Origin of the sequence: Paenibacillus sp. FSL K6-2393, from assembly GCF_038002545.1 — a bacterium.
Classification (GTDB): domain Bacteria; phylum Bacillota; class Bacilli; order Paenibacillales; family Paenibacillaceae; genus Paenibacillus.
This window is the reverse complement of sequence record NZ_JBBOCU010000001.1, coordinates 242,671-268,145: the sequence shown is the minus strand read 5'-3', so window position 1 is coordinate 268,145 and position 25,475 is coordinate 242,671. Positions and strand designations below refer to the sequence as shown.

Genomic DNA, 25,475 nt, shown 5'->3' with positions numbered 1-25,475 from the left:
CAAAAAATGTAACTCTTTTTAGTTTCCTTGTCAACAATAATTATTCAAATAAAAAAGCAACCTACCCTCGATTAGAGTAAGTTGCTTTTTTGTGTTACCCTTCATTACACACATTTATCTAAATGTCCAAACCCTGTTTCTTTATCTCTGCGTCCAAATGTTTGCTGTATTGCTCCATAAACCTGAGCATGCCCTCCAATTGCGCTTCGGTTACCTGCTCAAACACAGCCTGATCCCGCTTTTGAAATTCTTGGTGAAGTTCCTCGTGAATACCGAATACAACGTTCCCTTTCTCGGTCAGTCTGAAATAGACTTCTTTCTTGTTCTCCGGCTTCTGGTAGACTTCGATCAGTTTTTTTTCGATAAGTTTCTTCGTCAATTTACTTATGGCACCCTTGGTCATATACAGCGACTCTGCAAGCTTTGTCACATTGGGATCGATATTCTTTCCAATATATTCAATGCAATGAACTTCGGAAGATTTATAACCACGAAGACTGGCTTCCATCTTCGACTTGTTAATCCAGACCATTTTATTAAATAATTCTCTGAAATGATCAGTCACTTGTTCTTGTTTATTCATAGCTATATACACCCCACGTGAGTTATAACATGCATTGAAAAAAAGCAGAAACATGAGGGGCTCATTCCTCCGGTTTCTCCTGTCTCCAATCATAAGCTTCTTCATTAAAAAGCATACACATACACCTTGGTACGTAGGGCATCTCGACATGTTATTGTGCGTAGCGGTTCCTTGCCCGGCAGGGCAAAACAGACGCTAATCACCTTGGCACCCGGCGGAAGCTCCCGACTGAACTTGTCCAGAAGTCGGGTCATCGCTCCCGGAAACAGATAACAGATCACACAATCCGCATGTTCATAGGAACTGGTGTAGATATCCCCGCGCATGAAGCGCAGTCTGCCCTTGAGAGAGTGCTTGTTTCCCTTCGCTCGGCGTAAGCGAACACTGAGATAGGCAATGATTTGGGAAGACCATAAGGGAATGATAGAATTCTCAATCCCGGTCAGCCTTTTACCAGGGCAATGCCTTACAACATCCATTCCCAGTGTGCCCCATCCGGAGCCGGCTTCGAGCACATCGCCGTACCCTGGAATGCGGTTTACCTCTTGAATGACCACCTGCCTGACGCGGCCGGATGTGGGCATCGGGGAAATCCCGTTTTTCCAACTGACAAGTACGATGGATATGACACCGATCAATGTCACCACGGCAATCAGCCATGGAATCAGCCATGGAATCAGGTAAATGATGAACATGAACTCATCCCTTTGTTATCACTCATTCATTCTGGCACATGAGACTTCATATATACACCCTTTTTATAAACGGACTTGATGGTAAAGTGTACACCCAGCTTACGATTCGTCCGATAGATGAGCGAGTTAATCTCGTCGATCCCTACAGCTTCACTCTCCAGCATGCTCCGCTCCGGCCACACCTGAGCCACAATCTGCTCTCGGGTCACAAAATGGTCCAGTTGACTATACAGCAATTTGAACAGCTGATACTCCTTCTTGGACAGCGGAATCTCCACTTCACCGATCTGCACGGTTTGCAGGTGATCCTGCAAGCGTACGCCCTCACCCAGCAGATCCGACAACCGATATTCCCTCGTCTCTCCAAGATCACCTTCAGCGCGAAGCTGGATCAGGCCGTTGACCAACGTCAGGCTGTCTCCCTCACTAAACGGATATTTCTCATAGGGAACGAGGCGCTGCCCGTTCAGTTCGGTTCCATTTTTGCTATCCAGATCTTCGATCCATAACTGTTGCTGTACATCATAATGAATGCGGCAATGCCGCTTCGATATCATCTGATTATAAACAGACAAGTCCAATTCACTACCGCCTGTGTAACGTCCCACCGTAATGGAGCGACCCTGGCTTACATAAGCGAATGAGCCGTCACTTTCCTGTCCTGGCGTACGAATGACGATTTTTGCCGTCTCCCGCATGTTATTCTCCCACCTTCAATGATCACTCACTCGATCTCTATAAACATTTCATAACAATAATGATAAATTCATCAGATTTGTTCCATTGTTTGCACCGCTATAGTTCAATATAGTGGTATACAGGAACGAATGAAGTTCGGTTCTACTCACTCTACTATACCAGACGTTGTGCTTTTTTTCTCATGACGGCCGGATGTCTACTTTAGCTCATTCAACAAGAGAGGTACCTTCTGATGAACAAAAAAAACATTTTCATATACGTATTGCTCGCCTTTGCCCTGTCCATGACATTAACCGTGCTCTCCCGTATGAATGATGATGGCGGAGAATCACTGAAAGGCACATCGGCTTCCGAAACCTCATGGTTACAAATGAAGATCCAACCTTAAGTCTACTCTATTATAACGCGATCTCTGCGCAAAACGTTTCACGAATGTCATATTAGGCTATGGGATCGAATCCAAATTAAAACAGATCAATAAGGCCCCGGATTGCTGGTCACAGCAGCCCGGAGCCTTATTTCAAACCAAAAAATCTATGTTACACGCAAGATCGTCTATCCGTTCGATCAACAGAGATAACGACTTATTTCCCAAAGCGAAACGAAGTGGACAATGGACATCCACACTCACCTTAACGCCGTTTCTTTCTCACACCGAATTTCCTCCACGCATACACGATAAGAGCTACAGGGCCAGCAAGCCATAACAGTTGCCAAAGCATGATTTTCATATCGAATCCCATTTCAAGAATCCCTCCCCATATAACCGCAAATGCAACTTCGGTCGTTCAGAATCAAAGTCAGTCTTCTTCCTCCGGCACAGTCGGTTCGTCGCCAATCTTCGCTGTCTCTCTGGACTGTATTTCCTCCATTCGGCTGGACACCTTCTGATACAGGTAAGAGATCCCAAGCAATAGTACGCCGAAGCTGAAATAGGCAAAGATTTTGCTGCCCGAGGTAAGCATCCCCACATCATAGAAAACCATCTTACCCGTAGTGAACAACGTGAGACCCAGGCCCAGACGCCGAATCATGACATATTTTCTTCGGAATCCATAGGCAATATAGAGAATCGCCAGCAGCAGATAGATCAGGCTGAACATCAGCCCCACATCACCCCACTGGAACTGGATCGTCAGGAATACGGTGATGACCCCTAGCAGGTATACCCCTGCGATAACCGGGTACCATTCAATGCTCTTGAACTGCCCACGGATACCTGCTATCAGCAGATCCCTTCCTGCAAAGAATACCCCTACGTTAAAGATAATCAGCACCAGTAAACCAACAATTTCTGCCGCTGTATGCTGCTGAACTTCCGGCTGAAGGGCTGGCATCGTTAAGGTTACGGCCAGTGCAATACAGCAGCCAATAGCATGCAAGAAGGTGGTATACCACTGCACGTATCGATCATGCAGCAGCTTCACCTTGTTCAGTCCATAGGCCAATGCAATGGTGAGCGCTGCGAACATGAGTAACTTGTAGAACATGTATAACAGGAAAGTCCCATCGACAGCTCTGGTATACAATTCATTCGACTCATAAAGCACGTATAACCACAGATTCGCAAGTGTCACATACTTGAATCCGTTCAGGAAACCCAGTTCCAGCGGGCTGTAATTGAATCTCTCTCTGGAAGATGAGTTGCTGTGAACTGCCCAGGCATAATACAGTGTAATAAGCAAAGTTCCCAGCGTAATGCTGGTGTATTTTAACATAAAGTAAGAACGTTCCCCGATGAAGAATAACGCCAGCAGATCGTAGTACACAAAAGTGATTAGACATAGAAGCACAATGCCCCATCCGGCACGTTCCACCGACTTGAGCCGTTTCAGATGTCCAAGCATAACCAACAGAACACCTTCAATTAACCAGCCCATCGATAACCACTTGGCCCCGAACTGGAACGGAATAATCAGAATGGCAAAGGTCAGGGAAGTGACATAGAAGAGCAGAATCGTCTGTTTCTCCTGAGCCATATTACGCTGAACGAATCGTGCGAGGCCCAGATACACCGCGCAGAAGATTAACGCCAGCAAGCCCTGAGCATCATTCCAATTCGCCACATCAAATAACACGTATAACATCAGACAACTAATGCTTGTATTCATAGCGAGTAGAGCGAAATCCCACCAGGTTAACTTCATCCGGTGTTTGAACGGATACGCCAGTGTAATGCCCAGATATAATGCAAACGTCACAATGGAATACAACATGCCAATCTTCTCACTTGGTGACAGCCATAAGAGGATAAGCATGGATGGTGTGTTGAACAGGAAACTGATATAGTGCACAACCGGCCACCGTTTGCCAAACGAAATGAACACAATAATGCCGTTTAAGAGCAGCAGATAGATCATGGCTACATAGACAGCAGTGCCCTCAAGCCCGAACGAGAACATATACGAGAATAGCGGAAGATATCCGCCTACCAGACCCAATGAACAGATGGTCTTCGACTGGTACCTAAGGGACAACAATACGGAGATTGCCGATACCAATACAGACAGGGCAAGTCCCGTATATAACCCGATAATATGCAGTAAAAAGTAACTATAGAAGATGGACCCGAATAACACGGAGATCCCGCCGCCGAGCAGCCCCATCGCAAACGTCTGCCTTTTGCGGCGGAACAGCAACTCTCCTCCAGCAAGCATCAGTGCACCGAGCAGGAAAAAGGCTCCGCTCTTCATCTCGTCATTGAACCAGGTCGAGTACGAGTATTGAAACGCTGCTCCAACCCCCAAAATGAGGAGCAAGATGGCTACTTTGTTGATCCAGTTGAGTCCAATCTTCATCTCCATGCGATTCTGCTTGATCCGGCGTTGAATAGTCTCTTCGCTCAACCCTTCCTCAGCCATATGCTCATATCCACGTTCCATGTGCCCACGCAGAGCCTCTTCTCTATCCCATACGGCTCGTCTGTGCGATTCAATGCGCTCATTCACCTCTGCCGCAAGGTAAGCAATCCTCTCCTTTACCTCATCGGAATCCTCTTGCAACTCCTGTGCGGCCTGGTTGTACAGCGCGTTCAGATTGGATTTGGTTCGATGTTCATGGAATGCAATTCGATCATTATGTACCGCTGTTTTCCCTTGAAAATAGGTCTCCATCTTCTCCCGCGATACCCTGATCAGATTCAGCTTCTCATCCAGCATCTGTTCAGATAAAGCCATACGAAGACGGGCATTCTCTTCTTCCATCTTGCGCGAGCGAAGTTCAAGCTGGCGCAGCTTGAGCTTGTGGGCTTCATACTGTTCCTGTAACTGTTCATTCTGAACGATCAGATCATCAGACTGGTATTCCTGGAGCAAGGCTTGATACTCCTTCGCCAGCTGTTTCTGCTGCTCCTGAACCTGCTGAAGCCGATCCTTAAACTCCTTCATGAGCTTCCTCCGTTGGTTGATGTTTAATCTTTTCCCTATATTTTACTATATATATGCCATAAAAAGAGGTTTAACCATTAGATATATCCGTACAATATTTCATCCGAAGGATCACGAACGCAAAAAAGCCGGGAAGCAACCGCTTCTCCGGACTTTTAATCATATGAGCATTACAGGTACAATTGGCACAATCTCTGATTCATTTTCGCTGTTAGCGAGATACGCAAGCTTCTCCTGCACATGAATCGATGCTTATGCTGCATCAGGTGTATCTGCCTGGTCCGCTGACTCCGGTTCAATAATCTCGGTAGCATCCGGGTCCAGCCAGCTGGCGATCATGCCACGCACATATTGCAGATCGTCCTCCGACAGATCGTAGTACCATGTGCCACTGCGCGTTGCACCCTCACCCTTCAGCATGTAATTGCTGATCGCTGGTATGCTATCTTTCATATATAAGGACTCGGCAAATTTCACGATAAAGTCCGAGGTCATGTTGGTTGTAAAATTCGATCCGGCAATCTGAATTACGTCCGGGATCTTGGTCAGATTTTTGACTTCGAGTGCACGATTCATGAAAGCACTTAGGAAAATCCGGTGACGCATCGTCCGATTGAAATCGGAATCCTCTCGGTAACGCACATAACCAAGCGCTTCTTCGCCGCTATAGATCGGTTTATTCGCTTCAACAAACAGCTTCTCATGAATTTTGAGCTTGTTCTCAATATTCTTTTTGATCGGCAGTTCAACACCGCCCACCGCATCGACAATGTCCTTGAGCCCATTGAAGTTAATCGCAGCATAGAAATCCACTTTGTTCCCCAGCAGTTTCTCCACCGTATCCATCGCCATCTTGGCTTCACCGTGGGCGTACGCTGAGTTGATCTTCGACTTCACATCCCGCCCGACAATTTCGGTGTAGGAATCACGTGGAATAGACAGCAGCAGCACTTTATTGTCTTCTGGACGCACGACGGAATAGATGATCGTATCCGAACGGCTTGGTTCGTTATCGCGTTGGTCAATCCCGAGCAGCAGCAACGAGAATGGGTCCGTATGTTGCACGACAGGGGCATCCTTATCGCCAGCTGGTTTAAAGGAATCATCCAAGGCTTCCTTTATTGGAGCTGAGGCGAACATATTAAAGGCAAACACGACGAGTTGCTTGTGATACATAAATCCGAGTCCTCCGAGCACAAGCAGCACACTCAGGGTGATGATCAATGGCTTCTTCCATTTCTTCTTCGGTTTCTTGGGCTTCCGTCTTGTTAAATGTGCAGCACTGTTTTCCATCATATCTCCTTTAATAACGGGTTCTTAGAATCATTTAACTATATTAATAACACGTTTTCAATAGATTAGGTTATAATCTGCATTACATAAATCTACATAAAGGGAGCGATGAAAGATGGAATATCGACGTTTGGGCAATAGTGGTTTGCGTGTGTCGGCACTGGGGCTCGGCACCAATGCGTTTGGCAAACGCGCGGATGAAGCAGCTTCTACCCGCATTATTCATGCAGCGATGGATCAGGGCATCAACTTTATCGATACCGCCAATATCTACGCAGGCACGGAATCGGAACGCATCATTGGACAGGCTCTCACAGGTCGACGGGAAAACGCGGTGCTTGCCACCAAAGCCGGATTACCCCGGCATGATGGTCCTCATGGGCGGGGTTCCTCCCGCTACCATCTGCAACAAGAGCTCGAACATAGCCTGCGGCGTCTGCAAACGGATTATGTGGATCTGTACCAGATCCATACTTTTGATCCGCATACACCGCTGGATGAGACACTGCGCACACTGGATGATATGGTCACTTCCGGCAAAGTCCGTTACATCGGTGCCTCCAACTATGCAGCTTGGGAGCTGATGAAAGCTTTAGGTATCAGTGAACAGAAAGGTTATGTGCGCTACATCTCCACCCAAACCAGCTACTCCCTGGCAGACCGTACGCCTGAGTTGGAACTGGTACCGATGTGTCTGGATCAGGGTGTAGGCATTATTCCGTATTTCCCGCTGGCAGGTGGTATTCTGACCGGTAAATATAACGGACAGACCAGTGTGCCTTCTGGTTCCAGAGCAGACACCGATCCGTCCTTCAACCGTTTCCTGCTGGAGCATAATATCCAACTGAGTGAACAAGTGAGTGCTAAAGCTGCCTCATATGGATGCTCCCCGAGTGTGCTGTCGCTCGCATGGCTACTGACACGTCCAGCTGTATCCACAGTGATTGTGGGCGCTACACGCACCGAACAGCTGGAGCATAATCTGGCTAGTATGGACATGTCACTGCCCGATGAGCTGTTGGCCGATCTGGACCAGATCAGTGACTCTTTCCGTCGCCGCGAGCCGTTTGCATCCTACCGAATCGATTGAGCAACCCAAATAGACCTCCCGACAAGATGAAGTCAGGAGGTCTATTTGGATTTTTGCAGAGGTGCTATAATTATTAATAATCAGAAAAATTTCCAATTCCACTACATTCTGTAGTTTAATACATTAAAAAAAGATATATTACGGATCAACTCTCTGTTTTTTGGCGAAGAAACTCTTGCATAATCTCCATATACTCTTCCTTACGATCATCCAAAGTTTCGAAAAATGCCTTGTCCGATTCCTCGACCAGATGAATTCCCTCCACAGCCAATCGGGTTCCTTCTTCCGTTGTTGTGATAATATTGGCACGCGTATCTGTCTGATGACGAGCGCGGGTAATTAATCCCCTTTTTTCAAGCGCACGTAGAACCTGAGAAGTCACGTTAACATCCACCTTGGCAAACTGAGCAATTTGAACCTGAGTAACTCCTTTGCCTTCCTCATCGTGTTCATTGAGCCACAAACAGGCGTGCAACAATACAAATTGAGGTTGTGTCAGTTCGAGGGGCTCCAGCACCCTGCGTACTTCCTTTTGCCACATGGCTGTAACCTGCCATAACAGATATCCCGGGCTTTCTTGTGCGTTTTTATACCGTGAGCTTGTCATCTCATACCTCCATGATGTGCGACCTTATGCAACAGAATATGTACCCGTCAGTCAATGAAGTAAATCCATTATTCATATAACGATGTTGGAAACATATCCGTTGCAACTCTGTGTGTTCTTTCTCAAAAAAATAATTAGCGCGCAGGGATAAACTGCTTCACCCATTGTCCGAATCCTTGAGGATTGCGGCTCTGTATAAGAATGGTTCCTTCTCCCCGGAACCGACATACCAGTCCTTCCCCACTTGTAACACTGGATAACCAGCCCTGTGAAGCTTTCTCAATACGGTAATCTACATAATGAGGCCATGCCACCAAATGGGCGTTATCCACGATCATTTCTTCACCTGCTGCCAGATTAATCGCATGAATGGCACCATAGGAAGACAGAAATACAGTTCCACGTCCGCTGATCTCAATAATGAAGAAACCTTCTCCCGAAAAGAGACCTTTTTTCAGGTTTTGCATTTTGGTATTCACCTGAATGCCCTCGGTTCCTGCCAGAAATCCGTCTTTCTGCACATAGAGTGAATAGGAACCGTCCAATTCAACAGCTTCTACATCGCCCATACTGGAAGGTGAGAGCAGAATCTCTGCCGACCCGCCCGCAGCCGTCAGTTCCTGAAAGAAAAACTTCTCCCCGCTCAGCATCCGACCGAACCCGGCAAACATCCCACCTTCTGCTGAACCCTTCAGTTCAACCGTAGGAGTCATAGAGACCATCGCACCACTCTCGGCCTTGAACCGCTCTCCCCGCTGCAAATGTACCTTAAGCATCGCAAAAGCACCATCATATAAAATCTCATAGTTCACGGTTGCACCAGCTCCCTATTGTCAGAGTTAAAATCATTGAGTCCATTATCTTCCAGAACTGCTGATTTGTCTCCGTATTCCTTCACAATATGTTGATCTCCCCAATTACATAGCGCATTGAGAATCGGTTCAAGACTTCTCCCGTAATCACTCAATTCGTATTCTACTTTGGGAGGGACCTGATTATATACGATTCGATTCACGATCCCGTCGTTTTCAAGCTCTCTCAGTTGCTGTGTTAACATTTTTTGTGTGATTGCGGGCATAATACGCTTAAGATCACTGGTTCGTCTTTTCCCATGTGTCAGATGACAGAGAATGACGCATTTCCACTTGCCACCGATCACCTCTAAGGTAGCTTCAACCGAGATGTTATATTTTTTTCTAACCATAACTTGCTTCCTCCCTGATGAATTGAATTACATCCGTCGCATGCTGTATAGGCACCAAAAAGTACGTAGGGTACTAAAAAGTACGTACTATTCAATCTATACCGAATAACTCATAATAGCATTTGCCGGTACGTAAATCTACATTCGGGGGAGTTGAGCAAGAAATGTTACAAGATTCAAAACGCAGCACGTGGGCACTGCTGGCACTGGCCATTAGTGCCTTCGCGATCGGTACCACAGAATTTATCAGCGTTGGGCTACTGCCCCTCATTGCAGATGACCTGGGCATTTCCGTAACTTCAGCGGGACTGACCGTTACTTTATATGCATTAGGCGTTACCTTTGGGGCTCCTGTTCTGACCTCACTGACGTCTACCATATCACGCAAAACGCTACTGCTTGCCATCATGATTGTCTTCATTGCGGGTAACACGATGGCTGCACTATCGACGGGAATCACCATGTTACTCATTGCACGAGTAGTATCCGCTCTGGCACACGGGGTGTTCATGTCCATCGGTTCCACCATTGCAGCGGATCTGGTACCTGCTAACCGCAGGGCGAGTGCCATTGCCATCATGTTCTCCGGTCTAACCATTGCCACAGTAACCGGTGTACCTCTCGGTACACTCATTGGCCAACATTGGGGCTGGCGCGCTGCCTTTATCCTGATTGTTGTGGTTGGCATCGTTGCGATGATCGGAAACCTGATACTCGTGCCATCCACGTTGAAGCGAGGAACACGGACGGCATTTCGGGATCAGCTGAAGCTCGTTACAGGTGGACGCTTGCTGCTTGCTTTTGCCATCACTGCTGTTGGGTACGGAGGAACATTTGTTGTGTTTACGTATTTGTCCCCGTTGTTGCATGATATTAGCGGTTATTCTGAGAAAACAGTAGCGTTCATTCTGTTGTTGTACGGAATAGCCATCGCTGTTGGCAACATCATCGGCGGCAGAGCAGCCAATCGCAACCCGCTCAAGGCGCTCTTCTACATGTTCATCATTCAGACCATCATTCTCGGCGTGATGTACTTCACCGTCCCGTTTAAGTTGGCAGCACTGCTCACCATTATGGGTATGGGTCTGCTCGCCTTCATGAATGTGCCTGGTCTTCAGATGTACGTTGTAACCTTGGCTGAACGATATGCACCACAGGCCAAGGATGTAGCCTCAGCCTTTAACATCGCCGCATTTAATGCAGGGATCGCTATAGGTGCCTATTTGGGTGGAGTGATCAATGACTCCATTGGTTTGATTCACACGACATGGGTCGGAGCCCTGATGGTTCTCGTAGCTGTAATCCTGACTGCATGGGCTAAAATGCTGGAAAGCAAGGATCAACATGCATCAGTCGAAATGGAGAAAGTTTCGTTCTAAGTTCCATTCCGACCATGGGTCTCACTCTTATATATATCAGTTCCAGCCTTTGAGGGGAACCGGTTTCACGTTGTATTTTATTATACTATATACGTTGAATACAATTTGATCTACTATGATTTAATTTTGTATGATGAAAAAACGAAAATTCAGCTTAAAATCACTGATTTTTACACACTTTAAGGAGGAAATTTCATGACAACAGCTCAAACCGCACAACATTTACAATCCACAGTAACTCTGCATAACGGTGTTTCTATGCCTTGGTTCGGACTTGGTGTATTTAAGGTAGAAGAAGGATCTGAACTGATTGAAGCCGTGAAAAATGCGATTAAACATGGCTACCGCAGCATTGATACTGCTGCAATATACGGAAATGAAGCCGGTGTTGGCCAAGCGATTGCAGAAGCTTTGCAAGAAAACAACCTGAAACGCGAAGAACTGTTTGTTACATCTAAAGTGTGGAATGCAGACCTCGGATATGAAGAGACTCTTGCGGCTTTTGATACCACATTGAACAAACTGGGACTGGAATACCTGGACCTGTATCTGATTCACTGGCCTAAGGCAGGCAAATACAAAGCAGCCTGGAAAGCAATCGAGGAACTGTACGCAGCTGGCCGCATTAAGGCCATTGGCGTAAGCAACTTCCAGATTCATCATCTCGAAGACCTGATGCAGGATGCCAAAGTGAAACCGATGATCAATCAGGTGGAATACCACCCTCGCCTGACTCAGGTTGAGCTTAAGGCTTTCTGTGAAAAACATGGTATCCAGCTTGAAGCTTGGTCGCCTCTGATGCAAGGTCAGCTGTTGGACAACCCAGTGCTCACGGCGATTGCTTCAGCCAAAGGCAAATCGGTTGCACAAGTCATCCTGCGTTGGGATCTGCAAAATGGAGTCATTACTATTCCAAAGTCCACTAAGGAACAGCGGATTATCGAGAACTCCTCCATCTTCGACTTTGAACTTTCAAATGAAGAGATGGATCAGATCAGTGCTCTGAACGAAGATGTACGCGTTGGACCTGACCCGGACAACTTCGATTTCTAATAGATAGCCTTTTTGGAGGCTGCTTTGTTTGACATTGACATAGCATAGCGAAAAACCACCGGACCAGGAGCCGGTGGTTTTTTGTTATATTCTCTTCACTTTAGCCAAGAGCCGCTAACACTGCACGTTTCAATTCAAAATGTGGTAATCCATTTTTTAACTATTGAATCTGCCACAATGCAGGGACATTGGATGGTTCCCACCCAGGCAAGGAAGTGTGGGCCTGCAAACATTTATACGTCTTGCCGCTATAGGTGACCAGCTGTCCTACAGTATAGGCTGTATTCGCCTGCCAGGCGGAAATGCCCGGATTTGTCGTTCCTGCTGTTGTTTTCACGGTCACCGCATTGCTCGCAGCAGAACCATTACCCGCCGCATCCTTTGCTTTTACCGTAAATGTATACGAGGTATCCGCTACAAGCCCACTGATCGTTGCTGTTGTTCCGGTCACGGATGTCGCCAGTGCCGTTCCGTTGTACACATCATAACCCGTTACACCCACATTATCCGTGGATGCCGCCCAGCTCAGCGTTATGCTGGATGTTGTTTGCGCGGTTGATGCGAGGTTCGTTGGCGCAGTTGGCGCCTGCGTATCACCTCCTGGTTGAGTCGTAGTGCTCACGGTTACAACATTACTGGCTGCAGACAGATTGCCTGCCGCATCTTTTGCAATGATCGTGAAGGTATAAGAAGTACCTGCGGTAAGTCCATTGATCGTTGCTGTCGTTCCGGTGACGGATGTTGCAAGATTATTGCCATTATAGACGTTATAACCGGTAACACCCACATTATCTGTTGAAGCATTCCAAGCCAGCGTCACCGAGGTAGCCGTCACACCTGTCGAACGGGCATTACCGGGTACGCTTGGCGCCGTCGTATCTGCTGGAGGCACTGTACCTCCGGTAGGCAGATCGGCTTTCAGTTTATTTTGAAGTGTTTTGTTCCGGTCACCGCTAAGCTCCCAGAACATCGCTCCGCCGAGTCCTTTGCTTTTGATATAAGCGGTTTTATATCCAATAGACTCCGCATCGTCATAGCTAATAAATCGCTTGTTGGTCGCATTATAGAGATATGGCACCTTGGCCGTGTCATTCCAGTAACGCGTGTACCCGTTTTTGTTAATGTAATTGGTCTCCAGATCATAGAAATCAAAGGAGCCTGCTTCCCAAGTTCCAACGGAAGAACCTCCCGCGCAGGTCTGATACTGGCCATTGCCCGCCTGTGCGCATCCATCCCAGCCGCGGCCGTAGAATGGAACACCAAGCACAAGTTTGGCTGCCGGTACCCCAGCATTCAGATGCCCTTGCGCTCCGGCAGCTACGTTAAATGTATTGGCATCCGGCACCCCAGCAGCTGAAGCCGCAGGGTCATAGTTCAACGGCGCGTTATGCGCGCTGACTTTTTGCCAAGCCCCGTTAAAATCATATGTCATAATGTTAATCCAGTCGACGATGGCAGCTATATTGGCAAGCTCTGTATTCGCAGCATAGGTCGTCGATGCACCGCTTGCAATCGTAAGCAGATACTTCTTGCCGTCCACAGCTCCGGCAGCATCCAGCTTCTCACGAATTTTGCTCAGAAGCAGTGTGTAATTCTGCTTATCCTCAGGACGTTTGCTGTTACCATCAAGTCCGCCTGATACCGGATACTCCCAGTCGAGATCTACCCCGTCAAAATTGTATTTCCGCAGGAAGTCGACGGCAGAGTTTGCAAATACCTCTCGCGTTGCCGCAGTCGCAGCTACATCAGAGAAGCGATTGGACCACGTCCATCCTCCCACCGAGATGATTGTCTTCAGATTAGGATTGATCTGTTTCAACTTGTTAAGCTGATTGATATTACCTGCAATGGGCTGATCCCACGTATCCCCTGCAAATGTCTTGCCGGTATCAATCCATGGATCGCCAAGCACGATCGTTCCATTCGGTACATTGATTGTCTGGCTCTTCTCATTCTGACATGTCCAAGTCACCGGGTTAGGGCCCGAAGGGTCCGGATTTCCATGAATACCGTTCCAGCAAATATCGGCAAAAGCATAGTTGATATGCGTGACTTTGGTCGGGTCGATATCCGTTACATTATAGTTTCTCCCGTACGCAGCCCAGGACGGGTAGTAACCAACAATTTTATAAGAATCTGCAGCTGCTGCCGTAGCGGGTTGGAGCACAAAAGAAGGAACAATGACGGATAAGAACAGGGATAGACCCAGGAGAAACTTTGCGGTTTTCTTGAAAGCAGTGTGTTTATTTAAATGTATCATCTAATACACAACCTCCTTTGTCGTTTGCGTACTCAGCCCGTTCAGAAACGGACGATGTGCGCTCGAAAACTGGTTATTTGTATATGCGTCCCAGTTGATGGACCAGGTCATAATCCCTTTTATCCCCGCATAGCCCGTAGACTGGCGCAAAGTGTAGGAACCGCCGTATGACACACCTTTGATTAGATAATTCAGTGCCTTCTGCAGATCGGCAGGCGTTGTATAACCACCTCCCGCAGCCTGCTGGGAAGCCGGTACGCCGATGGCAATCTGGTCCGGTCGTAAGGGGCTAAAGAAAGGGCCTGTGCTACCGCCTACATGAAAGCCTTGAAGCAACATCTCCGCCATAGCCACATGGAAATCAGCTGTTCCTTGAGCGTAAGAGCGCCCATCCAGCCCCACCATGGAGCCCGTGTTATAGTGCTGCACATGAAGCAGGGTCAGGTCATTACGCAAGGCATGGATGACTGGCAGGTAAGCTCCCCAAGGACCGCCGTAGCTCAGATATCCACCCTGTACATAGGCCGTCTCCGGCGCAGCCGTCAGGATGAAATTGGCGCCGAAGTGTGACTTAACCGCTTTCACGCCTTGGATGAGGTTAATAATTTTCGGTGTAGTTGGACTACGGAAATCGGTATCCCCTGCATTCAGAGACAGGGAACTTCCTTCCAGATCGATATCTAGACCATTGAAACCATACGTGGAAATGATTGATTTTAACGAATCTTCGAATTGCTGTCTCTTGGTCGCGTCGGTGAGCTCAATGGTACCGTTGGCTCCCCCCATGGAAAGAAGTACTTTTTTCCCCTGGCTTTGTAGATAGACAATATCGGATTTGAATTCGGCTACCGTTGCATTATATGGAGTAAAAGCAAGCGTTCCGCTGCCATGTGAAATCGGTTCGGCAAAGGAGACATTAATGACGTCATAGGCTGTTGATACGTTACGAAGTCTGATATTCGTTGAACCATTATCGAAGTTGTGCCAGTAGCCAATCAGCCATTTGCTGCCGGTTGGCCCCGGATTGGAAGATCCATTGGAAGTTGTCACACTGAGGGAGGTGCTCGCAGCGGATATATTGCCTGCGGCATCTTTGGCTTTTACCGTAAAAGCATAAGTCGTGCTGGCTGTCAGTCCAGTGACTACAGCTGTTGTAGTTGAAGTACTTGTCACAAGAACGCCGTTCCGGTACACCTCATACCCCGCTACGCCCACATTATCCGTGGATGCATTCCAGGAAAGACTCACGGAGGTGTCCGTGATGGAGGATGAAGTCAGACCCGCAGGAACAGAAGGTGGTGCCGTATCTGGCGTTGGCGTTTCCCCTCCCGAACCTTCCCCGACGTATTTCCACAACGCGGGCACAACAGAGGGCTCCCATCCGGTCAACGCCGTGTGGGCCTGAATACACTCATAATCTTTATTTTGATATGTTACGAGGTCTCCTTTCTTGTATGCGGTGCCTGCCTGCCACTGGGCGGCGGCATCGGCTCTCGGTGCAAACCACGAAATAAGTAGAAGAAATGCCAAAGCAAATGTAATGACCGGGCGGAATCGAACAGCTTGATTCAAGCAAAATCCCTCCTGTACTAAGGATACGTTCACCTTGCAAACAAAAGCTTTAATAGTCCACCTGCATCTGATCTGTGATCGATTAGAGCCAACCTCATTCAGCCATCTGATGCTGCGTGTCACTTCACTCCCTTCCCTTACCAAAATGGACCTTCCCTCTCGTGTTCTCTTTTTGCAGGCACCATCCAAATTTTACAGGGAATTTACAGATCCTCACCCTGTATTTAATCAGTAAAATGCAAAAGAGATAAGGGATAAAATAGTTCTATTGGGGGCGAAAAATGTAATATAGCGCACAAAAAAGGTTTTCTTTCAACTCCTTAGGAGACTTGAAAGAAAACCTGTGTTAGATATTGCGCAGAGAAGAGGGCGTATCTTACTGCCGCTGCTCCCCTCTCCCTTCCAAAGGCTGCCATCCATCCACGCCGGACAGAATCAGAGGTACAGTGTACTCGGCCGCTTCCTGTTCGGTCAGTATTTTGGCCCAAGCCACACGATCAGCAGCACATCCGGCACCAGGCCCTGCGCTGTTGTATTCCGCATACTGAACGGTCTGCTCTGCATCTGTCTTGTTCCAGTTGTGCCATCCCTCCCGCTTCACATGAGCGCCGATCCAGCAGTTCAGAAAACAGACTTTGGCATGATGACGCCACGGTCTGCCCAGATACACCGACTGCGGCGGTGCATTGCTGGTCAGATCACAGTCCAGAAACACATAGCCGTAACGCACATCCTCCGGCGTAGAGGCTGCGGTAATCCAACCGTTCACTTGTCCATCTGCAGCCTCCGCTTCAGTCAGGCGATTCTTCGTAAAGATCTCGCAGCCTTTAAACACCACCGTAGCCGAGCCAAAAATAAAATCGATATCACCTTCGATGTAACAGTCCTCGAAGTACTGCCGCAGTTTGCGCCGCTCAGCACCATCGCGTGGTCCGCCAAAGTAACTGCGATCCATGGGCTGCTCCGGTAGCGGGCCGGTGAAGATCGTATCCTGGTGACCGATCAAACGACAGCGGCGAAATACCGCCCGATCTCCATCCACATAAACGGCCAGCGCCTGACCAACTTGCTTGCCCGGCCCAGCAGCATTTACGAAGGAAATCCCCTCTGCCGTGAAATCATCAGCACCAATGAAAGCCGTATAGGAATGAAACGTATGATATGGCGACCCATCCGGGAACTTCTTGAGTGCATGATCATCATACGTAATGATCGTCTGCTCCGCCCCTTCACCAATCAGGTGGATGCCCGGCTTCTCCATATGCAGCTTCTCATGATATACACCAGCCTTCACGCGAATTGGAACGGTTCCGATGCCATTCTCCGGCAGCGCATCAACTGCAGCCTGGATCGTCACATAATCCCCCGTCCCGTCTGAAGCAACCGTCAGACAGGGAGCCGATGATTCTAATGCTGTATTTGGTAATCTCTGTTGCGTCATGGCAATCGCTCCATTTCCAGCGCTGCCAGAAGGAGAGGAGCCATTCCCATAAAGGAATCGCTTACAACTGCTTCGCTTACATAGTAGCTGTACGAGCCATCCCGGTCCAGACTTAGTCCTGCGCCATGACAGATCCCGTTTAACCGAACGCCGTCAGCCGTCTCCTCCACTAGCCTGGAGGAAAGTCCCTGCCATCCTTTCTCCGCCGCAGCTCTGAAATGCGGCTCAAGATATCTCAGCCGCACACCCTTCGCAAGTGCATATACAAACATGCTTGACCCGGATGCTTCCAGATAATTGCCTTTGCGGAAGCCCTGATCGAGCACCTGGAACCATAATCCACTCTCCTGCTCCTGCACGCGTACCAAAGCGTGGCACATCCGTTCGAAGATACCGATGATCGTTCCGCGCTTTGGATGATTCACGGGGAAATGCTCCACGCTGTCTACAATCGCCATGGCATACCAACCCATCGCCCGGCTCCAGAAGTGTGGCGAGCACCCTGTCGATGAATCCGCCCAGACCTGCTCCTTCGATTCATCCCAGCCATGATAGAGCAGCCCGGTCCGCGGATCACGGGTCTGGCGTTCGATCAGCAGAATCTGATGTGCTACTTCATCCCATAACTCGGGTTGATGAAATGTCTTCGCATACTCGGACAGAAAGGGAGAGGACATATACAGGCCGTCCAGCCACATCTGGAATGGATAGATTTTTTTGTGCCAGAAGCCGCCTTCCGACGTGCGGGGTTGCCCCGCGAGCTGTGCTGCCAAGAGATGTGCCGCTTCTGCGTAACGCTGATCTTCAGCACCATCCAGTAATGCAAACAGGTTTTTCCCCTGATTAATCTGATCCAGATTATATTCTTCCAAAGTATACGTGCCAATAGAACCGTCTGGCTGAATATACAGGTCCATATGTTTTTTCATAAAATCAATATACTCCTGCTTGCCATAATACTGCCCGGTTCGTGCCATCGCCATCAAGGTCATGCCTTCCACGTATGCCCATCGTCCCGAAGGGAACGCATGATAACCGTCCCCGTCACATTGCTGGATGATCGTTGCTGCAATTCGCTCAGACCAGGATAACTGCGTCTGTACCTGCATAAGCAATTCCTCCTTGAATGTTGTACTCACCTAATAGATGTATGACTAACTGCTGTTGAATTGCGAAGGTTCAACTTGGGCTGAATGACTACCGGAACATCAACCTGTTCATCACGGATTAACGATACAATCAACTCTGCTGCCTGCACAGCCAGTTCATCCAGAGATGGGCCAATCGTCGTCAAGGCTACTTCGGCATACTGCATATCCGGCAGATCATCATACCCAATTAACGAGATATCGCGTGGAACACTGTAACCTGCCTCAAGCAAAGCCCGGAGCGCCCCTCGGGTGACCAGATTGTTCAGTCCGATAAAAGCTGTTGGCGACTCCGGTCCAAACACATGATTACGTATGGCAAAATACCCATCCTCCCAAGAGGAATACGCAGGCAGCACATGGTCTTCGTTAAAAGCCAGACCCGTACGGTGCAACGCTTCCCGATATCCCTCCAGCTTGACGTGCTGGGAGTTGCCGATGAATCCGATTCGGCTGTGGCCCAGCGATTTCAGATGCTCCACTGCTTTGAACAACCCTTCTTTGCGATCAATCTTGATGTAAGGAGAGTTCGGGGCTTCATCTGTACCGAGCACAAAACATGGCATGTTGAGTGTGGCGAACTTTTTCCAGAACATCTCCCGATTGTCCAGTGCATAGTCCCACAGAATACATCCGTCCACGCGCAGCTGGCTGAAGACATCCACACCATCATCCGCCACAACCAGGATCATCTGATATCCCCGCTTCTTCAGCTCGGTGTGCAGACGGCCAGAGATGTTTGAGAATAACGGATTGCTCAGCTCATCCAGCACAAAACCGATAATGTTGCTCCTGCCGGTGGAGAGTTGCCGGGCCAGCATGTTTTTTCGATACTGATGTTTCTCAGCGACCGCAAGCACCTTCTGCTTTGTTGCCGGTTTGATTCGGGGATCATCATTCAGCGCCTTTGATACCGTGCTATAGCTCACCCCCGCCAGTTTGGCAATGTCTTTAATGGTTATCAAAATCAATCAACACCTCTCATACGCCTGAAACCCTATTTCCTATTTCTGTGCAGCCTTATAACGATCATATTGTGCCTGTCTGCCCGCAATAACCTGCTCTATATTCATCTTCTTCAACGTCTCAATATAACTGTCAAACTGGTCCAGACTGGCATCACCGCTAATAAACTTGAAGTTCATCTCTTCCACATATGTGGTGATGTCAGGCATCGCCATGCTTTCCACACTCGCTTCATCTGGCAGCGCATAGACAAATGGGAACGGTTCGCGCACATACGGCTCCAGTTCTTTATCCATCTTTGCATGCCAAGGGGCTACGACGGAATCGGCAGAATCGGTCGATTGGATGTTCGGCAGATTCACCGGACCAATGCCGAGCTTCTGAATGTATTCATTGTCTTTGCCTTTGTCCGTAAATGTCTTCACGCCGTTCTCTTCCGTATACGTGTCATCCTTGATGCCCCACGTATAATACGTCTGTGCTTCCTCACTTACCGCATAATCCAGGAAGCGGAAAGCCAGCTCCGGATTTTTACTGTCCCGCGTGATGCCGAAGATGCCGCTAACCGGGGTACGACCGATGTAGAACTGATCCCCATGCGGTCCTTTTAGTGGCAAAATGCCTTTGATGATTGGCTCTTCCGGATTGTAATCCTTGAACAACGGGCTGTAGACCATCGACATGTACCAGCTAAAATTAAACGTTGCGCCGGTTACATCCTGAGAGATGCGCGATGTGACCTGATCACTCGTGGTGCTCGCATAATCCACCCCAAGCAGACCTTCCTTGTACAGTCCGTTCAGATAGGTCAGGTACTCCTTGTACGCCGGCTCATAATAGCTGAAATGTACCTTGCCCTGATCGTCTGCATAAAACTGATTGGACAGATCAAGTCCAAATGCCGGGCCAAAGGCCATGGACACAAATTTGGCTTCCATGGACAGCGGAATCTCATCAGCTTTTCCGTTGCCGTTCGGGTCATCTGTCTTGAACTTGCGCAGCATCGCCGTAAATTCATCCAGCGTGGTCGGCTCGCTTAATCCCAGCTTATCAAGCCAGCGCACATTGACCATAAATACCGGCATGTAGTTGCGGGTTAGCGTTTGCTGCGGAATATAATACATTTTACCATCTGGCGTTGTTAAACTGGCTTTAACCGAAGGGGACTTTTCATATATTTTTTTGAGATTCACGCCGTACTTCTCTACCAGCTCGTCAATCGGGATAAACAGGCCACTATTGATGTACTTCATCAATTGATCCTGATCCGGCAGGTACACGATATCGGGCAAGCCGGTACCGGCAGCCAGCCTCGGATTTACGGCATCTGCATAGTTTTGCGGTGGAATCAGATCCCAGTCTACTGTAACGCCGGCATTGCTCTCGATTTTCTTCACAATAGCGGCGGTAGACAGATCCACATTGGTCGTCCAGGCATTGGTGCCGAGAACAGACAACTTGGCATCCGGCTGATCCGTTACCGGTCCTGCACCTGTGTAATTAAATGCAGGTTCCGAACTGGTTGGTGTACTTCCCGCATCAGTTCCCGCTCCCGTTCCGCCGCTGCACCCTGCCAGGCTGATTGCCAGTATCGCTGCCATTACGCTTTTTCTTCCTGCCCCTTTAAATCTCATCCATCATTCCTCCTTGGTATGAACCCTTTTGAACTCCCTTGAATGACATGACACTAAGCTTAAAAGCTATCCTTTCACGGCTCCGAGGGTAATTCCCTTAACGAAGTACCGTTGGATAAACGGGTAGATCGTAACAATAGGCAGAATGCTGACCACAATGGATACATAACGAACTTGAAGGGTCGATACCGCCAGCGCACCGGATGTCATCGTGCCGCCCATCTTCTGCATCACTTCCGGCGAAGCCATGATCAGCACTCTTCGCAGGAACATCTGTAAGGGCTGCATATCCTGTTTGCCCAGATATAATAGGGCCGTGAAAAAGTTGTTCCAGTGGAATACCGCATAGTACAGCGTGAGCACAGCCAGTGTTGGCTTGATGATCGGAACCGCCAGACGATACAGCATCGTCATCTCGTTGGCCCCGTCTATACTGGCACTTTCGAATATTTCATTCGGAATACCTTCGAACGCTGAGCGGCAGATCATGACGTTAAACGTAATCACCAGCACAGGCAGCACCATAACCCAGCGGGTATTGTATAGCCCAAGCGAGGTAATCAACATGTAGACCGGAATGAGCCCACCCGAGAAATACATGGTGAAAGCGATGAAAAAATTCAGCTTGCGACGTAAGAAAAACTGCTGTCTGGATAATGGAAACGCGGCAAGACAAGTTGCCACAATGTTTAACAGTGTGCCTACCACGGTGTACCAGAGAGTGTTGTAGAACGAAACCCATAACTCCTTGTATTGCAGTACCATTTGATAACCTGACAGGGTAAATCCAACGGGCCACAATACCACTTTTTGTTTGTCGATGGCATCCACCGAGCTGAATGAAATGCTAATGACGTACAGAAAGGGATACAACGTGACAACAACCGCCAGTATGGTCAGCAGGTAGACACATCCGTAGAACAAACGGTCACTTCTCGATTTTTGCATACAGATCTCCTTTGGTCCGGGTTATAGTCTTACCAGAGTGACATCTTGGTCAGGCGGCGGGTCATGGAATTGGCAGCAAACACAAGGACAAAGGTGATAACGGAGTTGAACAAGCCGACCGCTGTGGCGAAGCCGTAATTCTGGCCCTCAATCCCCATCCGGTATACATAGGTGGACAGGACATCAGCCGTTTCGTAGGTGGCTCCGTTGTAGAGCAGATATACTTTCTCGAAACCTACACTCATAATGCCGCCAAGCGACAGAAGCAGAAGAATGACAATGGTTGGTTTGATACTGGGAAGGGTCAGGTGCCATAGCTCCTGGAATTTGTTGACGCCGTCGATTTTGCCGGAATCATACATCTCGGGGTCGATCCCCATAATGGCTGCAATGTAGATGATGGAGCTGAAGCCAAAGCTCTGCCAGATGTCGGAACTGGTGAAGATGGTGCGGAACCAGCTGGCATCCATCATGAAGTTCACTTTTTCCATGCCAAGACTCGCGATGAGGGTGTTCACAATACCGTCTGTTGGTGAAAGGAAGTTAATAATCATGCCGGCTACAACAACAGTGGAGATGAAGTGAGGAAGGTACGTAACGGTCTGGGCAAATCGCTTGAATGTCCGGTTCTTGATCTCTACGATGCAGACAGCGAATAAAATCGGAATAGAGAAACCAAACAGGAGTGGCAGGAAGGCAAGCAGAAATGTGTTACGCAGCAGTCGCCAGAAGTAAATGGAATTCACAAACTGTTCGAACCAGCGCAGTCCCACCCACTCCCCGCTGAGCATGCCCTGCCCCGGCAAGAAATTACGAAATGCCAACAGCACGCCAGGCATCGGAAGGTACATGAAGATGAGGTAATACAGAAAGATAGGCGAAAACATCAGTAGCAAATACTTATCCCGTCTGATCAGGCTGAACAGCGTGGACATGCGTTTTTTCAACGTGAAACACTCCCCTTCGCTATATAATTACAACGTTTGAATTTTTAAATAAAAAAGAACTGTCATTTCACTGACGTATTTGTTATTCATCTCATTCACATTTTGTAACAACCTATATTATTCTGCGTACTAACGAGATAATTACTTGAAATAGTCCTCCTCACACCATAGTTCTGTCTTTGTAATAATTTTCAAAACCATAATTACAACGTTGTAATTTTAACTTAAATGTATACGCTTACATAAACTTTTTCCCATCTTAGCAAAGTCTCCATCGTTTGGCAACAACAAAAATCAGTGTCATGTTATAACATTCAAAATACAGTCTCGCATATGCGAGACTGCCCGTTAAAATCTACACGTGATTCCGATATTCCATCGGTGTCATAACATACACTCGCTGAAAGGCTCTGTAAAACTGACTGACGCTGGAAAATCCCAGTTCATAACTGATTGTGGTTACTGAATCCGTTGTATGGCGAAGCCTCTTGGACGCTTCTTCTACGCGCAAATTCAGCAAATATTGATACGGTGTTGTTCCCGTAAGAGCCTTAAAAGAACGCATAAAATGATACCGGCTCTGATGCGCGACCATCGCCATCGAATCAATATCCATTGGGCCTGTATAGGCACTGTGAATGTAATCCAGCACTCGTTGGAGATGAGGGTCAATGAATGTACCGGGATTTACAGTCCTTTTTTCATTTTCCTGCCCCGTCAACATACGTCTTAGATACGTTTCGATCGCCAGTTCTGTTTCCTGCACTTGCAGCATTTCGGGCACATCATCTAACAAAATGGAATTCCAGCCTCGAAACAGACTGCTGATCTCAGCAGGATCAAATGTCTGGGTAGGTCTAAACTCAGCTCGTTCCCCACTTAACTCCGCACCTCCGAAACTGCCTAATGGCGGTTTACGGAACTTGATCACAATGACAGCCGAATCCGACCCTATCTCAAAATAATGCTCAGTCTGGGGATGAGCAATAATCCCTATGCCTGCTTTTAGCGGGTATGCATGCCGTTCCTGTACCAGATGACATTGACCTCTGACCGGCAGCGTTAGCTGATACCAGTCGTCATGTACATGCGGCTCATTCGCAAACCCTCCGGTAGCTTTCCATAATTCCAACCCATTTAGCGTCATGTTTAATTCCATCGTTTGCTCACCTGCAGACATTATAGCAAATCGTGCTCACTTTCCAAGCACTTTTCACAAAGACACGATCTGCCCCCATCTTTTATCATTGAAAAAAATAATTCGAGGTGATCTCCCATGGCTCAGGCCACTTTAAGCAAAATGCAAATCAACTCCTCCGCCAATTGGGCACTCGCCGGAGTCAGCTTCGCCCATCTGCTAAATGATGCGATGCAGACAGTCGTTCCGTCTGCATTCCCGCTATTCCAGCAGACCATGCAGCTCAGTTTCGCCCAGATGGGCTGGATTGCCTTCACCCTGAATATTACCGCATCCGTCCTTCAGCCACTGGTCGGTTATATGTCAGACCGCAAGCCAATGCCGATCCTGCTTCCCGGAGGTATGTTATTCTCCCTGATCGGTGTTCTCGGCTTAGCCTTGTCTTCCGAGTTATGGATGCTGCTTGTTGCGGCAGCATTGATTGGCATAGGCTCATCCATCCTCCACCCCGAATCCTCACGCGTGGCTCATATGGCAGCCGGCCGTGGACGTGGAATGGCGCAGTCGATCTTCCAGGTGGGAGGCAACACAGGACAGGCTATTGCTCCATTACTGGTCGCCTTCACCCTGCTGCCACATGGGCAGCGTAGTTTTCTATGGCTGATGGGCTTTGCCCTGATCGGCATCTTCATTCAGTCTTTTGTCAGTCGTTGGTACAGAGACAAGCTTGCCGAGACTCGCATTCGTCAGCAGCAGCCTCTAAAATCAAGCGGCGCAGAGCCAGTAACTCGGCCTGTGAGCAGAGGATTCATCGCTTTTACCATGGGTATCCTCATCCTGCTGCTGTTCTCCAAATTCGTATATATTGCAGGCATGACCGGGTACTACGCCTTCTATTACGCCGATGCATATGACTTGCCTCTCTCCCAAGCACAGATCTGTCTGTTTATTTTGCAATTTGCAGGCATGGTCGGAACCTTGCTCGGCGGCCCACTCGCTGACCGCTACGGACGCAAACCGATGATCTGGTTCTCCATTGCAGGCACTGCACCGTTTTCCCTGTTGCTACCTTATGCGGGACCCGTCTTGTCCATGGTATTATGCGGAATGATTGGACTCATCCTGATGTCCGGCTTCAGCGTCATCATTGTTTATGCACAGGAATTGCTTCCTCGTCATATTGGAACGGTATCCGGATTGTTTTTTGGCCTGTCGTTTGGCATGGCTGGACTGGGCTCGGTTGTGTTAGGTTCCTTAATTGACGTGACCAGCATTGCGTTTGTTATCAAGTTATGTTCGTTTTTGCCACTGCTTGGTGTGTGTGCTGTATTTTTGCGCAGGGATCAACCAAGAACAGCGTGATAACCCGTTGAAACCTCACTGATTTTGTGACTACAATACACCTAGGACAATCGAGGATAACAGAAGGAAG

The 25,475-nt window shown here is 48.3% G+C and carries 23 protein-coding genes; 6 read left to right on the top strand and 17 right to left on the bottom strand.

From position 1 onward, the window contains the following. Nucleotides 1-118: 118 nt before the first annotated feature. From MHI14_RS01185 to MHI14_RS01175, 3 genes are all read right to left on the bottom strand, one after another. Nucleotides 119-583, bottom strand: coding sequence for a MarR family transcriptional regulator (locus MHI14_RS01185; protein ID WP_133386280.1), 465 nt, complete (start codon nucleotides 581-583; stop codon nucleotides 119-121). Nucleotides 584-687: 104 nt separating this feature from the next. After that, complete coding sequence (locus tag MHI14_RS01180; RefSeq protein ID WP_133386281.1) at nucleotides 688-1,278, bottom strand: class I SAM-dependent methyltransferase; 591 nt, start codon at nucleotides 1,276-1,278, stop codon at nucleotides 688-690. Between the two features lie 26 nt (nucleotides 1,279-1,304). Beyond that, nucleotides 1,305-1,976 carry an FHA domain-containing protein gene (locus MHI14_RS01175; protein WP_133386282.1) on the bottom strand — a complete coding sequence of 224 codons (672 nt, stop codon included), beginning with the start codon at nucleotides 1,974-1,976 and terminating at the stop codon, nucleotides 1,305-1,307. Between the two features lie 233 nt (nucleotides 1,977-2,209). Between MHI14_RS01175 and MHI14_RS01170 the strand changes: the two genes are divergently transcribed. Continuing rightward, complete coding sequence (locus MHI14_RS01170) at nucleotides 2,210-2,365, top strand: hypothetical protein (protein ID WP_165980318.1); 156 nt, start codon at nucleotides 2,210-2,212, stop codon at nucleotides 2,363-2,365. Nucleotides 2,366-2,777: 412 nt separating this feature from the next. On the opposite strand, the gene MHI14_RS01165 is transcribed toward MHI14_RS01170, so the two are convergent. Both MHI14_RS01165 and MHI14_RS01160 read right to left on the bottom strand, forming a co-directional pair. Then, nucleotides 2,778-5,363 carry a DUF2339 domain-containing protein gene (locus tag MHI14_RS01165; protein ID WP_341129733.1) on the bottom strand — a complete coding sequence of 862 codons (2,586 nt, stop codon included), beginning with the start codon at nucleotides 5,361-5,363 and terminating at the stop codon, nucleotides 2,778-2,780. A 252-nt stretch (nucleotides 5,364-5,615) separates the two neighbouring features. Beyond that, nucleotides 5,616-6,659: an LCP family protein gene (locus tag MHI14_RS01160; protein WP_341129732.1), complete on the bottom strand. Its 1,044-nt coding sequence runs from the start codon at nucleotides 6,657-6,659 to the stop codon at nucleotides 5,616-5,618. Nucleotides 6,660-6,771: 112 nt separating this feature from the next. Between MHI14_RS01160 and MHI14_RS01155 the strand changes: the two genes are divergently transcribed. Further along, on the top strand, nucleotides 6,772-7,746 hold the full coding sequence (locus MHI14_RS01155; RefSeq protein ID WP_341129731.1) for an aldo/keto reductase: 975 nt from the start codon (nucleotides 6,772-6,774) through the stop codon (nucleotides 7,744-7,746). 145 nt (nucleotides 7,747-7,891) lie between these two features. Here the strand turns inward: MHI14_RS01155 and MHI14_RS01150 are convergent, their stop codons facing one another. The 3 genes from MHI14_RS01150 to MHI14_RS01140 all read right to left on the bottom strand — a co-directional run bounded on the left by MHI14_RS01150 (nucleotide 7,892) and on the right by MHI14_RS01140 (nucleotide 9,557). Next, on the bottom strand, nucleotides 7,892-8,353 hold the full coding sequence (locus tag MHI14_RS01150; RefSeq protein WP_091035655.1) for a MarR family winged helix-turn-helix transcriptional regulator: 462 nt from the start codon (nucleotides 8,351-8,353) through the stop codon (nucleotides 7,892-7,894). 134 nt (nucleotides 8,354-8,487) lie between these two features. Continuing rightward, complete coding sequence (locus MHI14_RS01145; protein ID WP_017691614.1) at nucleotides 8,488-9,165, bottom strand: TIGR00266 family protein; 678 nt, start codon at nucleotides 9,163-9,165, stop codon at nucleotides 8,488-8,490. Beyond that, entirely contained in the window at nucleotides 9,162-9,557 is a 396-nt protein-coding gene (locus MHI14_RS01140; RefSeq protein ID WP_017691613.1) for a winged helix-turn-helix transcriptional regulator, read from the bottom strand. Before MHI14_RS01140 ends, MHI14_RS01145 begins: the two co-directional genes overlap by 4 nt. Before the next feature lie 164 nt (nucleotides 9,558-9,721). On the opposite strand from MHI14_RS01140, the gene MHI14_RS01135 reads away from it, so the two are divergent. Further along, the gene (locus tag MHI14_RS01135) at nucleotides 9,722-10,936 is read left to right on the top strand and encodes an MFS transporter (protein WP_341129730.1); all 1,215 of its coding nucleotides are present in this window, start codon (nucleotides 9,722-9,724) and stop codon (nucleotides 10,934-10,936) included. A 195-nt stretch (nucleotides 10,937-11,131) separates the two neighbouring features. Further along, entirely contained in the window at nucleotides 11,132-11,989 is an 858-nt protein-coding gene (locus MHI14_RS01130; RefSeq protein ID WP_341129729.1) for an aldo/keto reductase, read from the top strand. A 160-nt stretch (nucleotides 11,990-12,149) separates the two neighbouring features. Here MHI14_RS01130 and MHI14_RS01125 read toward each other — a convergent pair whose 3' ends face one another. Beyond that, nucleotides 12,150-14,249 carry a glycosyl hydrolase family 18 protein gene (locus MHI14_RS01125; RefSeq protein WP_341129728.1) on the bottom strand — a complete coding sequence of 700 codons (2,100 nt, stop codon included), beginning with the start codon at nucleotides 14,247-14,249 and terminating at the stop codon, nucleotides 12,150-12,152. Then, a complete protein-coding gene (locus MHI14_RS01120; protein WP_091035645.1) occupies nucleotides 14,250-15,821 on the bottom strand; it encodes a chitinase in 1,572 nt (523 codons plus the stop codon). A 34-nt stretch (nucleotides 15,822-15,855) separates the two neighbouring features. Between MHI14_RS01120 and MHI14_RS01115 the strand changes: the two genes are divergently transcribed. Continuing rightward, nucleotides 15,856-16,056 carry a hypothetical protein gene (locus tag MHI14_RS01115; RefSeq protein WP_133386292.1) on the top strand — a complete coding sequence of 67 codons (201 nt, stop codon included), beginning with the start codon at nucleotides 15,856-15,858 and terminating at the stop codon, nucleotides 16,054-16,056. A gap of 141 nt (nucleotides 16,057-16,197) precedes the next feature. Here the strand turns inward: MHI14_RS01115 and MHI14_RS01110 are convergent, their stop codons facing one another. The 7 genes from MHI14_RS01110 to MHI14_RS01080 form a co-directional block, all read right to left on the bottom strand. Next, nucleotides 16,198-17,262, bottom strand: a complete 1,065-nt coding sequence (locus tag MHI14_RS01110) for a pectinesterase family protein (protein ID WP_133386293.1) — start codon at nucleotides 17,260-17,262, stop codon at nucleotides 16,198-16,200. Further along, nucleotides 17,259-18,371, bottom strand: a complete 1,113-nt coding sequence (locus tag MHI14_RS01105) for a glycoside hydrolase family 88/105 protein (protein WP_339311397.1) — start codon at nucleotides 18,369-18,371, stop codon at nucleotides 17,259-17,261. Before MHI14_RS01105 ends, MHI14_RS01110 begins: the two co-directional genes overlap by 4 nt. Nucleotides 18,372-18,397: 26 nt before the next feature. After that, entirely contained in the window at nucleotides 18,398-19,375 is a 978-nt protein-coding gene (locus MHI14_RS01100) for a LacI family DNA-binding transcriptional regulator (RefSeq protein ID WP_339311399.1), read from the bottom strand. A 39-nt stretch (nucleotides 19,376-19,414) separates the two neighbouring features. Then, complete coding sequence (locus tag MHI14_RS01095) at nucleotides 19,415-21,010, bottom strand: extracellular solute-binding protein (RefSeq protein WP_341129727.1); 1,596 nt, start codon at nucleotides 21,008-21,010, stop codon at nucleotides 19,415-19,417. 66 nt (nucleotides 21,011-21,076) lie between these two features. After that, nucleotides 21,077-21,958, bottom strand: coding sequence for a carbohydrate ABC transporter permease (locus tag MHI14_RS01090; RefSeq protein ID WP_091035631.1), 882 nt, complete (start codon nucleotides 21,956-21,958; stop codon nucleotides 21,077-21,079). Between the two features lie 29 nt (nucleotides 21,959-21,987). Further along, nucleotides 21,988-22,905 (bottom strand): ABC transporter permease, encoded by a 918-nt coding sequence (locus MHI14_RS01085; protein WP_240768206.1) that lies wholly within the window; start codon nucleotides 22,903-22,905, stop codon nucleotides 21,988-21,990. A 355-nt stretch (nucleotides 22,906-23,260) separates the two neighbouring features. Continuing rightward, nucleotides 23,261-24,064, bottom strand: a complete 804-nt coding sequence (locus MHI14_RS01080; protein ID WP_341129726.1) for an AraC family transcriptional regulator — start codon at nucleotides 24,062-24,064, stop codon at nucleotides 23,261-23,263. Nucleotides 24,065-24,181: 117 nt separating this feature from the next. Here MHI14_RS01080 and MHI14_RS01075 point away from each other — a divergent pair, with 117 nt between their 5' ends. Continuing rightward, nucleotides 24,182-25,405, top strand: coding sequence for an MFS transporter (locus MHI14_RS01075; protein ID WP_341129725.1), 1,224 nt, complete (start codon nucleotides 24,182-24,184; stop codon nucleotides 25,403-25,405). Nucleotides 25,406-25,475: the final 70 nt, after the last annotated feature.

What these genes read in the sequence shown, in the direction of transcription:
- MHI14_RS01185 (WP_133386280.1), bottom strand. Translation starts at nt 583, where the DNA reads ATGAATAAACAAGAACAAGTGACTGATCATTTCAGAGAATTATTTAAT.
- MHI14_RS01180 (WP_133386281.1), bottom strand. Translation starts at nt 1,278, where the DNA reads ATGTTCATCATTTACCTGATTCCATGGCTGATTCCATGGCTGATTGCC.
- MHI14_RS01175 (WP_133386282.1), bottom strand. Translation starts at nt 1,976, where the DNA reads ATGCGGGAGACGGCAAAAATCGTCATTCGTACGCCAGGACAGGAAAGT.
- MHI14_RS01170 (WP_165980318.1), top strand. Translation starts at nt 2,210, where the DNA reads ATGAACAAAAAAAACATTTTCATATACGTATTGCTCGCCTTTGCCCTG.
- MHI14_RS01165 (WP_341129733.1), bottom strand. Translation starts at nt 5,363, where the DNA reads ATGAAGGAGTTTAAGGATCGGCTTCAGCAGGTTCAGGAGCAGCAGAAA.
- MHI14_RS01160 (WP_341129732.1), bottom strand. Translation starts at nt 6,659, where the DNA reads ATGATGGAAAACAGTGCTGCACATTTAACAAGACGGAAGCCCAAGAAA.
- MHI14_RS01155 (WP_341129731.1), top strand. Translation starts at nt 6,772, where the DNA reads ATGGAATATCGACGTTTGGGCAATAGTGGTTTGCGTGTGTCGGCACTG.
- MHI14_RS01150 (WP_091035655.1), bottom strand. Translation starts at nt 8,353, where the DNA reads ATGACAAGCTCACGGTATAAAAACGCACAAGAAAGCCCGGGATATCTG.
- MHI14_RS01140 (WP_017691613.1), bottom strand. Translation starts at nt 9,557, where the DNA reads ATGGTTAGAAAAAAATATAACATCTCGGTTGAAGCTACCTTAGAGGTG.
- MHI14_RS01135 (WP_341129730.1), top strand. Translation starts at nt 9,722, where the DNA reads ATGTTACAAGATTCAAAACGCAGCACGTGGGCACTGCTGGCACTGGCC.
- MHI14_RS01130 (WP_341129729.1), top strand. Translation starts at nt 11,132, where the DNA reads ATGACAACAGCTCAAACCGCACAACATTTACAATCCACAGTAACTCTG.
- MHI14_RS01125 (WP_341129728.1), bottom strand. Translation starts at nt 14,249, where the DNA reads ATGATACATTTAAATAAACACACTGCTTTCAAGAAAACCGCAAAGTTT.
- MHI14_RS01110 (WP_133386293.1), bottom strand. Translation starts at nt 17,262, where the DNA reads ATGACGCAACAGAGATTACCAAATACAGCATTAGAATCATCGGCTCCC.
- MHI14_RS01105 (WP_339311397.1), bottom strand. Translation starts at nt 18,371, where the DNA reads ATGCAGGTACAGACGCAGTTATCCTGGTCTGAGCGAATTGCAGCAACG.
- MHI14_RS01095 (WP_341129727.1), bottom strand. Translation starts at nt 21,010, where the DNA reads ATGAGATTTAAAGGGGCAGGAAGAAAAAGCGTAATGGCAGCGATACTG.
- MHI14_RS01090 (WP_091035631.1), bottom strand. Translation starts at nt 21,958, where the DNA reads ATGCAAAAATCGAGAAGTGACCGTTTGTTCTACGGATGTGTCTACCTG.
- MHI14_RS01080 (WP_341129726.1), bottom strand. Translation starts at nt 24,064, where the DNA reads ATGGAATTAAACATGACGCTAAATGGGTTGGAATTATGGAAAGCTACC.
- MHI14_RS01075 (WP_341129725.1), top strand. Translation starts at nt 24,182, where the DNA reads ATGGCTCAGGCCACTTTAAGCAAAATGCAAATCAACTCCTCCGCCAAT.